The 13,465-nt window shown below is 56.6% G+C and carries 8 protein-coding genes; all 8 read right to left on the bottom strand.

What is annotated here, in order from left to right; all coding sequences use genetic code 11:
* Positions 1–4: 4 nt before the first annotated feature.
* Positions 5–376 (bottom strand): 30S ribosomal protein S12, encoded by a 372-nt coding sequence (gene rpsL, locus ACHQGU_RS05580; protein WP_025826436.1) that lies wholly within the window; start codon positions 374–376, stop codon positions 5–7.
* 350 nt (positions 377–726) lie between these two features.
* Positions 727–4,902: a DNA-directed RNA polymerase subunit beta' gene (gene rpoC, locus ACHQGU_RS05575; protein ID WP_062141830.1), complete on the bottom strand. Its 4,176-nt coding sequence runs from the start codon at positions 4,900–4,902 to the stop codon at positions 727–729.
* 93 nt (positions 4,903–4,995) lie between these two features.
* Positions 4,996–9,168, bottom strand: coding sequence for a DNA-directed RNA polymerase subunit beta (rpoB, locus tag ACHQGU_RS05570; RefSeq protein ID WP_215753459.1), 4,173 nt, complete (start codon positions 9,166–9,168; stop codon positions 4,996–4,998).
* Between the two features lie 230 nt (positions 9,169–9,398).
* Positions 9,399–9,773, bottom strand: a complete 375-nt coding sequence (rplL, locus tag ACHQGU_RS05565; protein WP_062141832.1) for a 50S ribosomal protein L7/L12 — start codon at positions 9,771–9,773, stop codon at positions 9,399–9,401.
* 98 nt (positions 9,774–9,871) lie between these two features.
* The gene (rplJ, locus tag ACHQGU_RS05560; protein WP_025826432.1) at positions 9,872–10,396 is read right to left on the bottom strand and encodes a 50S ribosomal protein L10; all 525 of its coding nucleotides are present in this window, start codon (positions 10,394–10,396) and stop codon (positions 9,872–9,874) included.
* Between the two features lie 286 nt (positions 10,397–10,682).
* Positions 10,683–11,375: a 50S ribosomal protein L1 gene (gene rplA, locus ACHQGU_RS05555; protein ID WP_043552226.1), complete on the bottom strand. Its 693-nt coding sequence runs from the start codon at positions 11,373–11,375 to the stop codon at positions 10,683–10,685.
* Between the two features lie 4 nt (positions 11,376–11,379).
* Positions 11,380–11,811, bottom strand: coding sequence for a 50S ribosomal protein L11 (gene rplK / locus ACHQGU_RS05550; RefSeq protein ID WP_062141835.1), 432 nt, complete (start codon positions 11,809–11,811; stop codon positions 11,380–11,382).
* A gap of 106 nt (positions 11,812–11,917) precedes the next feature.
* Entirely contained in the window at positions 11,918–13,450 is a 1,533-nt protein-coding gene (locus tag ACHQGU_RS05545) for an efflux transporter outer membrane subunit (RefSeq protein WP_395496388.1), read from the bottom strand.
* Positions 13,451–13,465: the final 15 nt, after the last annotated feature.

Genomic DNA, 13,465 nt, shown 5'->3' with positions numbered 1-13,465 from the left:
CCTCTTACTTCGGACGCTTCGCGCCGTAGAGCGAACGCCGCTGACGACGCTTAGCAATACCCTGGGTATCCAGGACACCGCGAAGGATGTGATAACGCACACCCGGAAGATCCTTTACACGACCCCCACGGATAAGCACGACGCTATGTTCCTGAAGGTTGTGGCCTTCACCCGGAATATAACTCACCACCTCATAGCCGTTCGTCAGACGCACCTTTGCAACTTTACGCAGTGCGGAGTTCGGCTTTTTAGGCGTCGTCGTATAAACACGGGTGCAAACACCACGTTTCTGGGGGCAACTCTGCAGCGCGGGCACTTTGTTGCGCTTGACTGCAGGCTTGCGCCCCTTGGCAATGAGCTGGTTGATGGTCGGCATGCGCCTTTCCCGATCCTTACACAGTTCGGCCGGCTAACCTTTTTATCGGCTGCCGACTGTCATTTGAAAAACCCACCAGGCAACAACACCCGTGTGGGGCTATCTAGGCATCCGGCTCTAACTTCCCAGAGAAAGCCAACCGCATGCTTACACAAGAATTACGAATTTACCTCCGCTCCGGCACGGGAGCAGAAGCTGAGGGCTGCTAACTACCTCTCCCCCCCCCTTAAGTCAAGCGGGGTACGCGATTCTCGACCGCGAAAAGAAGAAAGAAGCCCTCACATAAAAAGAAAGGGACCAGAGCATAGCCCTGATCCCTCCTCTTCTAACGTCTTAATGACGCCTGCTCTTTACTCGGCAGCAGACCGCCCGACGCGCTGACGATCCTGAGACGCTGCGATTGCCCGCAGACGGTTCATGACGCTCCCCGTACCAGCCGGGATCAGACGACCGACAATGACGTTCTCTTTCAGACCATTCAGGGTATCCACCTTCCCTGCCGTTGCAGCCTCTGTCAGGACACGTGTGGTCTCCTGGAAGGATGCAGCAGAGATGAAGGACTGGGTCTGCAGAGAGGCCTTGGTAATACCCTGCAGCACCGGCATAGCAAGCGCAGGGCGCTCCCCAGCATTCATGCGCTTGGTATTCTCGGTCTCATACTCAATCCGATCAACGGTTTCGCCAATGAGATACGTCGTATCACCAGGCTCCAGAATTTCGACCTTCTGGAGCATCTGACGGACGATGACTTCAATGTGCTTATCGTTAATCTTCACGCCCTGCAGACGATACACATCCTGAATTTCGTTCACGAGGTAGTCGGACAGAGCCTCAACCCCCATGACTTTCAGAATGTCATGCGGCACGCGGGGACCATCAACCAGCGGATCGCCCTTCTCGACGAAGTCGCCTTCCTGAACGGACACATGCTTGCCTTTGGGGATCAGATATTCAGTCTCTTCACCCGTCTCATCGTTCTTCACGATAACGCGGCGCTTGGACTTGTAATCCTTCCCAAACTCAACACGGCCTTCCATTTCCGCGATAATCGCATGGTCTTTCGGGCGACGGGCTTCGAAAAGCTCGGCCACACGCGGCAGACCACCGGTAATATCACGGGTCTTGGACCCTTCACGCGGCAGACGTGCCAGAACGTCGCCCGCATGAACTTCCGCACCGTTTTCAACAGACAGAAGTGATTCAGGCGGCAGGAAGTAACGGGCATCGTTGCCGTTATCCAGCTTGATCACATCGCCCTTGGCGTCCTTCAGCTGCAAGCGCGGACGCAGATCAACGCCCTTCCCTGCCTGCTTGTAGTCCACCACAGTCTTGGCAGTCAGGCCCGTCACTTCATCCATACGCTCGACAAGCGTGATGGAGTCGATCAGGTCAAGATACTCAACCTTACCAGCCTTCTCGGTGATGATCGGCAGGGTATAGGGGTCCCACTCGGCCAGTTTCTGAGCGCGTGTGACTTCCGCACCTTCCGTCGTCAGCAAACGAGCACCATACGGCACACGATAGCGGGCTTTTTCGACCCCAGCTTCGTCCGTCAGCAGGATTTCACAGTTACGGGCCATGACAACCGGCACGCCCTGACTGTTCTGCACGACGTTGCGGTTACGAATAACCACTTTACCGTCACGAGACGCTTCGATCATGGACTGCTCAGCACCACGCTGCGCCGCGCCACCAATATGGAAGGTACGCATGGTCAACTGAGTGCCCGGCTCACCGATGGACTGGGCGGCAATAACACCGACAGCTTCACCAATGTTGACCGGCGTGCCTCGTGCAAGGTCACGGCCATAGCAGTGGCCACACACGCCAACGCGGCTGTCACAGGTCAGCACAGAGCGGATCTGAACCGTTTCCACGCCGGATGCTTCAATGCGTTCTGCGTCGGCTTCGTCGATCAGGCAGTTGCGCGGCGCAACAACCTCACCAGAAGCCGGATCGATCACGTCTGCAGCCAGTGTCCGGCCGAGGATCCGTTCGGACAGAGAGGAAACAACCTCACCGCCATCCATCACCGCACGAATGGTCAGGCCGCGCTCGGTGCCACAATCATTTTCGACAATGATGCAGTCCTGCGCCACGTCGACCAGACGACGCGTCAGATAACCGGAGTTTGCGGTCTTCAGAGCGGTATCGGCCAGACCCTTACGTGCACCATGGGTAGACGTAAAGTAATCGAGAACCGAGAGACCTTCTTTAAAGTTCGCAATAATCGGCTGTTCAATAATCTCACCAGAAGGCTTGGCCATCAGGCCACGCATACCAGCAAGCTGCTTCATCTGCGCCGGTGACCCACGAGCCCCGGAGTGGCTCATCATCCACACAGAGTTGATGGGCTTACCGACTTCCTGACGGGAAATCTCTTTGGTCATCGCAGCCTGGACTTCGTCCGTGCAGCGAGACCAGGCATCCACCACCTTGTTGTAGCGTTCGCCAGCCGTGATCAGACCATCCTGATACTGCTGTTCGAATTCCTTCACTTCAGCCGCCGTGCGGTCAACCAGCACTTTCTTTTCAGCCGGGATGATCATGTCATCCTTACCGAAGGAAATACCGGCTTTTGCCGCGTGACGGAAACCAAGTGCCATCAGACGGTCACAGAAGATCACCGCTTCTTTCTGACCACAGTGACGATAAACCGTATCAATAACGTCAGACACGGCTTTCTTGGTCAGCTGCTTGTTGATCAGCGAGAACGGAATGGCTTCGCTCTTCGGCAGGATCTGAGCAATCAGCACGCGGCCCGGAGTGGTCACAACCGTTTCGTGGTGCTTCTTGCCGTCTGCATCGATCGTCTCAAAACGGGCACGGATTTTGTCGTGCAGCTTCAGGACGCCGGCATTCAGAGCGTATTCCACTTCACCGATGGACGAGAAGGACGGTGCACCTTTGGTCGTCAGTTTACCAGTGGTGTCGTCATACTCGTTGCGGTCCGGCGTCACACCGAATTCAGGCGTTTCGAGGCTGAGGTAATACAGACCAAGAACAATATCCTGAGACGGCACGATAATCGGCTTACCGTTTGCCGGGCTGAGAATGTTGTTGGTGGACATCATCAGCACGCGTGCTTCAAGCTGGGCTTCGAGGCTCAGCGGTACGTGCACAGCCATCTGGTCACCGTCGAAGTCCGCGTTAAACGCAGTACAAACGAGCGGATGCAGCTGGATGGCCTTACCTTCAACCAGCACAGGCTCAAACGCCTGAATGCCGAGACGGTGAAGGGTCGGTGCGCGGTTCAGCATCACGGGATGCTCGCGGATGACCTCTTCAAGGATATCCCAGACTTCCGGACGCTCTTTTTCAACCATGCGCTTTGCAGCTTTAATGGTTGTGGCGTGGCCGTATTTTTCCAGCTTGGAGTAGATGAACGGCTTGAACAGTTCCAGCGCCATTTTCTTGGGAAGACCGCACTGGTGCAGCTTCATTTCCGGGCCAACCACGATGACCGAACGGCCAGAGTAGTCAACGCGCTTACCAAGAAGGTTCTGACGGAAGCGGCCCTGCTTGCCTTTCAGCATGTCGGACAGAGACTTCAGCGGGCGCTTGTTGGCACCTGTAATGGCACGGCCACGACGGCCGTTGTCAAACAGGGCGTCAACAGCTTCCTGAAGCATACGCTTTTCGTTACGCACGATAATATCGGGCGCACGCAGCTCCATCAGGCGCTTGAGACGGTTGTTACGGTTGATAACGCGACGATACAGATCGTTCAGATCGGACGTAGCGAAGCGACCACCATCCAGCGGCACCAGCGGACGCAGTTCCGGCGGAATGACGGGAACCAGATCAAGGATCATCCACTCAGGGCGGGAACCGCTTTCTGAGAAGGCCTCAATCAGCTTCAGACGTTTGACAAGCTTCTTGCGCTTGGCTTCAGACGTCGTCTCTTTCAGTTCCTGACGTAGTTCGACCTTTTCGGCATCACAGTCGATGCGTTCAAGCACCTTCTTGATGGCTTCAGCGCCAATCCCGACTTCAATACCCTCTTCACCATATTCATCCATGGCGTCGAGATACTGTTCTTCCGTCAGCAGAGAATACTGCTTGAGCGGAGACGTGCCGGGTTCAAGAACCAGATAGTTCTCGAAATACAGAACCTTTTCGAGGTCTTTCAGCGTCATATCGACCATCAGACCGATACGGCTCGGAAGAGACTTCAGGAACCAGATATGGGCAACAGGGCTGGCCAGCTGGATGTGACCCATCCGCTCGCGCCGCACTTTTGCCAGGGTGACTTCAACGCCGCATTTTTCACAGACAATACCGCGGAACTTCATCCGCTTGTATTTGCCGCACAGGCATTCGTAGTCCTTAATCGGGCCAAAAATACGTGCGCAGAACAGACCATCACGCTCCGGCTTGAATGTCCGGTAGTTGATTGTCTCGGGCTTCTTGATTTCACCAAACGACCAGGACCGGATCTGCTCAGGCGATGCGAGCTGAATCTTGATCTGGTCGAAGGTCATCGCCTGGCCGGTCTGGCCAAGAATTTTCATGAGTTCATTCATGTGCCGAAGCCCCCAAAGGGAAATGAGGAGCCGGAATCGTCATTCCGGCCTCCCCCTCAAAATAAAAACGGATCGTGCTGCTAAGGGTCACCTTTATTTGGCCCCCTGCTCCAGCTCAACATTCAGGCCAAGGGACTTCAGTTCCTTGATCAGAACGTTAAAGCTTTCCGGAATACCGGCTTCAAAGTCATCCTGCTCACGCACAATGGCTTCGTAGACCTTGGTTCGACCGGACACGTCATCCGATTTCACCGTCAGCATTTCCTGCAGCGTATACGCAGCACCATAGGCTTCAAGAGCCCAGACTTCCATTTCACCAAAGCGCTGACCACCGAACTGCGCCTTACCACCCAGCGGCTGCTGAGTCACAAGGGAGTACGGACCGATGGAACGAGCATGGATCTTGTCATCCACAAGGTGATGCAGCTTGAGCATGTAAATGTAACCAACCGTGGTCTTACGCTCAAACGGCTCGCCCGTGCGCCCGTCAATCAGCTGAGACTGACCGGATTTATGAACACCGGCTTTTTCAAGCATGGCTTCAATATCCGGGATGGAGGCCCCATCGAACACCGGCGTTGCAATCGGCACGCCCTTGCGCAGATTGTTGCACAACTCGGTCAGCTCGCGGTTGTCCATATCGGCAATGGCTTCGTCATAGATATTCTGCCCATACACGTCTTTCAGACGGTCCAGCAGTTCCTGACGCTTTTCACCAGTGCGCTGGTATTCATCCACCAGTTCACCAATGCCACGACCAAGGTTGGCGCAAGCCCAGCCAAGATGCGTTTCCAGAATCTGCCCCACGTTCATACGTGACGGCACACCCAGCGGGTTCAGCACGATATCCACAGACGTGCCATCTTCCAGGAAGGGCATGTCTTCAACAGGCACCACGCGAGAAACCACACCCTTGTTCCCGTGACGACCGGCCATTTTGTCACCCGGCTGCAGCTTACGCTTCACCGCGACAAACACCTTGACCATCTTCATCACGCCGGGCGGCAGTTCATCACCGCGCTGAAGCTTTTCAACCTTGCTTTCAAAGCGAGCCTGAATTTTTGCCACAGAGGCATCAAATTCACGACGCAGTGTTTCCAGCTCAGCCATGACCTCATCAGACGCCACAACAATGTTGCGCCAGGTGCCACGGGGGTTTTCGTCCAGAACTTCATCCGTAATCACGGTGCCGGAGCGAATACCCTTGAAGCCAGCGCCTGCGGTCTGATCGAGCAGCTTTTCACGCAGACGGCTATAGAAGGAGCGTTCCTGAATGGCGCGCTCGTCATCACGGTCCTTGGACAGACGTTCGATTTCGGCGCGTTCAATCGCCATTGCACGCTCGTCCTTGTCCACGCCGCGGCGTGAGAACACGCGGACGTCAACAATGGTACCGGTCGTGCCGGGCGGCAGACGCAGAGACGTGTCACGCACGTCAGACGCTTTTTCACCGAAGATGGCGCGCAGAAGTTTTTCTTCCGGCGTCATCGGGCTTTCACCCTTCGGCGTGACCTTACCGATGAGGATATCACCGGGGTTCACTTCAGCACCGACGTAAACGATACCGGCTTCGTCCAGGTTACGCAGCGCTTCTTCACCCACGTTGGGGATATCACGCGTGATTTCTTCCTGACCCAGCTTGGTATCACGCGCCATGACTTCGAATTCCTCGATATGGATCGAGGTAAACACGTCATCCTTCGCAATACGTTCGGAGATCAGGATCGAATCTTCGAAGTTGTAACCGTTCCAGGGCATGAACGCGACAAGCGTGTTACGGCCCAGAGCCAGTTCACCCAGCTCCGTGGACGGACCATCGGCAATGATGTCACCAGCGCGAACCGTATCCCCAACATGCACCAGCGGGCGCTGGTTGATGCAGGTGGACTGGTTGGAGCGGGAGTATTTCCGCAGACGATAGATATCAACGCCCTGCGTAGACCCGTTCTCATCGGTTGCACGCACAACAATACGAGCACCGTCGATCTGATCCACAATACCCTGACGACGGGCAACAATTGTTGCACCGGAGTCATGAGCCACTGCGGCTTCCATCCCTGTGCCAACCAGCGGCGCATCAGAGCGCACCAGCGGCACAGCCTGACGCTGCATGTTGGAGCCCATCAGTGCGCGGTTCGCGTCATCGTTCTCAAGGAACGGAATGAGCGCAGCAGCGACGGAAACCAGCTGCTTGGGAGAAACGTCACAAGCCGTCACTTCGGTCGGCGGCACGAGACGGAAGTCCCCGCCACGACGCACGGACACCAGATCACCCGTCAGGGTGCCATCAGCATCCTGCTTGGCGTCGGCCTGTGCCACCACCAGCTTTTCTTCTTCCATGGCGGAAAGATATTTCCAGCCATCCTGAAGAACGCCGTCTTTCACCAGGCGATACGGCGTTTCAATAAAGCCGTATTTGTTCACCTTGGCGTAGGTGGAGAGAGAGTTGATCAGACCGATGTTGGGGCCTTCAGGCGTTTCAATCGGGCAGATACGGCCATAGTGGGTCGGATGAACGTCACGGACTTCAAACCCTGCGCGCTCACGTGTCAGACCACCCGGGCCAAGCGCTGAGAGACGACGCTTATGCGTGACTTCAGACAGCGGGTTGGTCTGATCCATGAACTGGCTCAGCTGGGAAGACCCGAAGAATTCACGCACAGCAGCAGCAGCAGGCTTCGCGTTGATCAGATCATGCGGCATGACCGTATCAATATCGACGGAGCCCATACGCTCACGAATAGCGCGTTCCATACGCAGCAGGCCAACGCGATACTGGTTTTCCATCAGTTCACCAACCGAGCGAACACGGCGGTTACCAAGGTTATCAATATCGTCGACCTGACCGCGGCCGTCCTTCAGTTCACACATCACCTTGATGGTGCGCAGGATGTCTTCCTTGCGCAGCACGCGCACGGTATCCGGCACATCGATATCAAGGCGCATGTTCATCTTCACACGACCGACCGAAGAGAGGTCGTAACGGTCGGGATCGAAGAACAGACCATGGAACATGGCGTCAGCGGTTTCAGCCGTCGGCGGCTCACCCGGACGCATGACGCGGTAGATGTCGATCAGCGCTTCATCACGCGCGGTGTTTTTATCAACCGTCAGCGTGTTGCGGATCCACGGACCCTTGGCAGCATCAATCGCCAGAACCGGCAGCTCTGTTACACCAGCGTCGTCAAGACCCGTCAGCGTTGCTTCCGTGATCTCATCACCAGCTTCTGCGTAGATCTCGCCTGTTTCGAGATTGACCATATCCCGGGCGATGAAGCGGCCCAGAAGGTCAATTTCGCCAACCAGCACTTCGCGGGTTTTTTCAGCGATCTTGCGCACCATACGAGCAGTCAGCTTGGCTTCTGCCTCAGCAACCACTTCGCCGGTTTCTGCGTCAACCAGCGGTGCCAGCAGCTTCAGACCACGGAAAGAGTCCGCATCGAACGGACGCGCCCAGCCTTTAGCCGTTTTGGTGAAGGTGACGGTGTCATAGAAGTAGGAGAGGATTTCATTATCATCCATCCCCTTGATATCCAGAGCGTCGACGTCACCGCCTTCAGCCATTTTCGCCTTACGGGCAGCGGCAGATGCCTCGCCTTCCAGCGCATACAGCAGCGTGGTGACAGGCAGCTTACGCTTCCGGTCGATACGCACATAAATCAGATCTTTGGCGTCGAACTCGAAGTCCAGCCAGGAACCGCGATACGGAATGACGCGTGCGGCAAACAGATATTTACCGGAAGAGTGCGTCTTGCCCTTATCGTGGTCAAAGAACACACCGGGAGACCGGTGCATCTGGCTGACGATAACACGCTCGGTGCCATTGATAATGAAGGTCCCGTTGTCGGTCATCAGGGGCATGTCGCCCATATAGACCGGCTGCTCCTTGATATCCCGGATGGAGCGGGAACCCGTATCTTCATCCACGTCCCATACAATGAGACGCAGGATCACTTTCAGCGGAGCGGAATAGGTCAGCCCGCGCTGAATGCATTCTTCAACATCATATTTCGGCTCTTCGAATTCGTAGCTAACGAATTCCAGCCGCCCGCGACCTGCAAAGTCATTAATCGGGAATACAGACCGGAAAACCTCCTGCAAACCTGTCGGCGTGCGCGCATCAGGCGACACATTCGCCTGAAGAAACGTCTCGTAAGACGCCCGCTGCACGTCAATCAGGTTCGGCATCGGAGCGATTTCGGGGATCCGCCCGAAACTCTTGCGAATCCGCTTCCGTCCTGTGAACGATTTGGTGATTGCGTTCATCGTCGCTCCTGCCCTGCCCTTTGTCTCGGACCATCAGGCCCGCCGCGCTCTACCGCGAGCCTGATGGTCCGATCTGTAGTAACCGGCCTTCACTGATACCGGGAAGACCCCGGCCTCTATACCTGCTCCGAACCGGATCCGAAACAGGCAAACGGGCAGAGGCAACATACCCCCACCCGAAAACCTTTTCCATTACCCCGCCACCCTGAGGCAGCGGGACTTTGGCAAACTTATTTAATTTCGACGCTGGCGCCGTTGTCTTCAAGAGCTTTCTTGATTTTTTCGGCTTCGTCTTTGCTAGCGCCTTCTTTAACGGTCTTCGGTGCGCCTTCAACCAGGTCTTTGGCTTCTTTCAGGCCCAGACCCGTGATGCCACGGATTTCCTTAATGACGTTGATTTTCTTGTCGCCAGCTTTGGTCAGAACGACGTCAAATTCGGTCTTTTCTTCAGCCGGAGCAGCGGCAGCAGCCGGACCAGCAGCAGCAACAGCAACCGGAGCAGCGGCGGAAACGCCCCACTTTTCTTCCAGCAGCTTGGAGAGTTCAGCAGCTTCGAGAACGGTCAGAGCAGACAGTTCGTCAACGAGCTTGTTCAGATCAGCCATGATTAGACTTCCTAATATAAACACTGGTTTGCAAAGCACAACCTCCCCGGTGGAAGGCCATGCGATTTCTTGAACACGTCTTCAGATGAAGGCGTGCTTTAGGCGGCTTCCGCCTCACCCGTTTTGGCATAGGCCCCAAAAACCCGGGCAAGCTGCCCTGCCGGCGCCTGAACAACACCTGCGATACGCGTAGCGGGCGTGGAGATAAGACCCACGAGCTGCGCGCGCAGTGCATCCAGAGACGGCAGTTCGGCCAGAGCCTTCAGTCCGTTGGCGTCAAGCACCTGCGAACCAAGAGAACCCCCGACCAGCACAAGCTTGTCATTGGTTTTGGCGAACTCGACGATCACCTTTGCCACTGCTACCGGATCAGCTGCCCATGCAAGAGCAGTCGGTCCTTTAAGCATCGGCTTAATGCCGTCGAACTGGGTCCCATCCAGGGCGAGAGTTGCCAGCCGGTTTTTTGCGACCTTGTAAGTTGCACCCGCTGCACGCACTTTGCGTCGCAGATCCGTCACATCAGCTACGGTCAACCCAGCATTCTGGGTCACCACAACCATGGACGTTTCGGCGAACACGGCGGCAAGGGCGGCAACAGCGGCCTGCTTTTCCGTACGGTTCAAATCCCGTCTCCGTCTTGCTTCATCCAGCCTTGGCCGAATAAAGCGGGTTGCCCTCAGGATTTCACAAAAACAGTGTGAAATCCGCTCGCCTGTCCTTCAAACGGAATACCCGGAGCCTGCCGAAAAACAGCCTGCAACCAGCATCCCCGTCTTACACGCGCAAACCTGTAAGGTTTTTTACGGCACAAGGCCACGTGTGATCTCGGACAGGATCGGGAAGCAACCCGAAGGCACTTCCCTTAATGTGCCGCACCAGACCGAAGCCCGGCACAGCAGCATCTCAAACTCAGCCTGCGAAAGCTGAGATATCGACCTGAACGCCCGGGCCCATGGTGGACGCAAGAGCGATCTTTTTCAGATACGTGCCCTTTGCACCCGTCGGGCGAGCTTTCTGCACGGCATCGATGAATGCGCGAGCATTTTCAATCAGCTTCGCTTCATCGAAAGAAGCCTTGCCGATGCCAGCATGCACGATACCGGCTTTTTCAGCGCGGTATTCGACCTGACCGGACTTGGCTGCCGTGATAGCACCCTTAACGTCCATGGTCACGGTGCCCAGCTTCGGGTTCGGCATCAGACCACGCGGACCGAGGATCTTACCGAGACGACCAACGAGAGCCATCATGTCCGGAGTTGCAATGCAGCGATCGAATTCGATTTCGCCAGCCTGCACTTTTTCCATCAGGTCTTCAGCACCAACAACGTCGGCACCAGCAGCGGTTGCTTCTTCAGCTTTCGCGCCACGAGCAAACACACCAACGCGCAGCGTCTTACCCGTGCCGTTCGGCAGGGAAACAAAACCGCGGACCATCTGGTCAGCATGACGCGGGTCGATGCCCAGGTTGAGGGAGATTTCAACTGTTTCGTCAAACTTGGCCGTTGCATTGCCCTTTACCAGGGAAATAGCTTCGTCCAGACCGTAAGACTGACCGTGAGTGACTTTGCTGCGTGCAGCGGCAATACGCTTGTTCTTAGCCATGCTCTCAGCCCTCCACCGTCAGACCCATGGAGCGGGCAGAACCTGCCAGCATCCGCACAGCGCCATCGATATCGTTAGCGTTCATGTCTTTGAACTTCTGCTCTGCGATTTCCTGCAGCTGACCCATGGTCACCTTACCAACAGCAGCAGACTTACCAACCGTCTGGCTGCCTTTGGAAATCTTGGCAGCTTTCAGCAGGAAATAAGTGTTCGGCGGCGTCTTGGTGATGAAGCTGAACGTGCGGTCTGCATAAGCGGTGATGACGACCGGGATCGGCATACCAGGCTCAAGACCCTGGGTCTTGGCGTTGAACTCTTTACAGAACTGCATGATGTTCAGACCACGCTGACCGAGCGCGGGACCAACCGGCGGCGAAGGATTCGCTTTGCCAGCAGGAATCTGAAGCTTGATGTAGCCAACAACTTTTTTGGCCATATCCGGGACTCCTCATTATTGAACCCGGACCGCGGTTCTCACGACTCCTCTGAGCCATGGTTATGGCACAGGACGAGCCTCCCGCGTTCCGATAGGAAAGGCGCGCTTACCGGTGCGCGCCGCTTATGTCAAGAGGCTGACGCATATTTGCACTACCCGATGTCAGGTCAGAAGCAGCCGGATCAGTCTGTGTGCTGATGCCACCAAGCGGGGCTGCATGGCGCAGATTACCATACTGCAACGGGTGGAACGGCATGATTTTATCAGACTGCGGCAGCTCTGCCCGAGACCAGCCACCACCCAGCGCGCGAATCAGCTCCACACGCGCATCAACAGCGCGGGTCTGCACCTGCACAAGGGCAATACGCGCGTTCAGCGCCGCCACCTGTGCCACCACCACATCAAGGTAGTTGGTCAGGCCGCCGGTATAGAGCGCCATGGTCATGGTCTGGGTATGCAGGGCGGCATCCACTGCGCTGCTCTGCTGCTGCGCTTCCGTCTTCAGGCGGCTGGTGCGCGTCAGGTTATCTTCCACCTCCTGAAACGCATCCAGCACAGTGCTGCGATACAGGTCTTCCTGCTCCCGGTATTGCGACCAGTTGCGTTGCAGCTCGGCACGCCGCAGGCCGCCCTGAAACAACGGCAACAGCGCCTGCACGCCAAACTGGTACATGGAGTTGGAAAGAGACGCGAGGTCAAACCCGTTATCCATGAAGCCCGTCATGGCGTTGAAGGTAATATGCGGATAGAACGCCGCGCGTGAAACACCAATCGCCCGGTTGGCCTGCGCCATACGCCGCTCGGCCTCGGCAATATCCGGTCGCCGTTCCAGCAACGTGGATGGCAGAGCAACCGGCGGCTGCGCCTCAGCAAACCCCAGACGCGTGACCGGCGCGATATGGAACGAGGCCGGAGCCTGATTCACCAACACCGCAATGGCATGCTCCATCACATCCCGCTGGGAGCGCACTTCGGTTTCCTGCGCCTGCGTGGTGTAGAGCTGGGTTTCTGCACGTGAGACGTCCATCCCCGGCGCAATCGCCCCTGCCAGACGCATTTTGGTGACCTGCACTGCCGTCTGATAGTAGCGGATGGAATCCCGATACACTGCATCCTGCGCATCCAGACCACGCAGCGTCACGTAATCACTCGCCAGTTCGGCCTGCAGGCTCAGGCGTGCCAGCGCATAGGCTGCGGCCTCAGCCTGCGTGCCCTGCTTGGCCATGCGCACCTTGTTGCGGATGGCCGACCAGAAATCCGGCTCCCATGTCGCTGTGCCCGAATATTGCTCGGACGACATATAGACCGGCCCAGCGGACCCTGCCCCGCGCCACAGCCTGTGGCGCGAGCCCTTATATTTCTCACCACTCGCTGCACCATTGACCTGCGGATACAGGTGGGACTTGGCTTCCATCGCCACATCACGCGCCTGCATGAAGGCTTCCGCCTGCGCCTGAAGGCTCGGGTTCAGGCGCATGGCCTGCTCTTCCAGCTGGTTGAGTTGCGGATCTCCCAGCATGGTCCACCAGTCCGGGCGGATCGCATCATCCGCCGGCTGACCGGGCTGAAGAACCCCGTGATTCTGCCCTTCCCACTGGGCAGGCAGCTTCAGTTTTGTCGGGTTGTAGCGCGGGGCCATGTCACACCCCGAGAG

Origin of the sequence: Acetobacter sp. KSO5 (assembly GCF_044094635.1) — a bacterium.
In the GTDB taxonomy this organism is placed as follows: Bacteria; Pseudomonadota; Alphaproteobacteria; order Acetobacterales; family Acetobacteraceae; genus Acetobacter; species Acetobacter cerevisiae.
The sequence above is the reverse complement of the archived record's forward strand: the minus strand, read 5'-3'. Positions and strand labels throughout refer to the sequence as shown.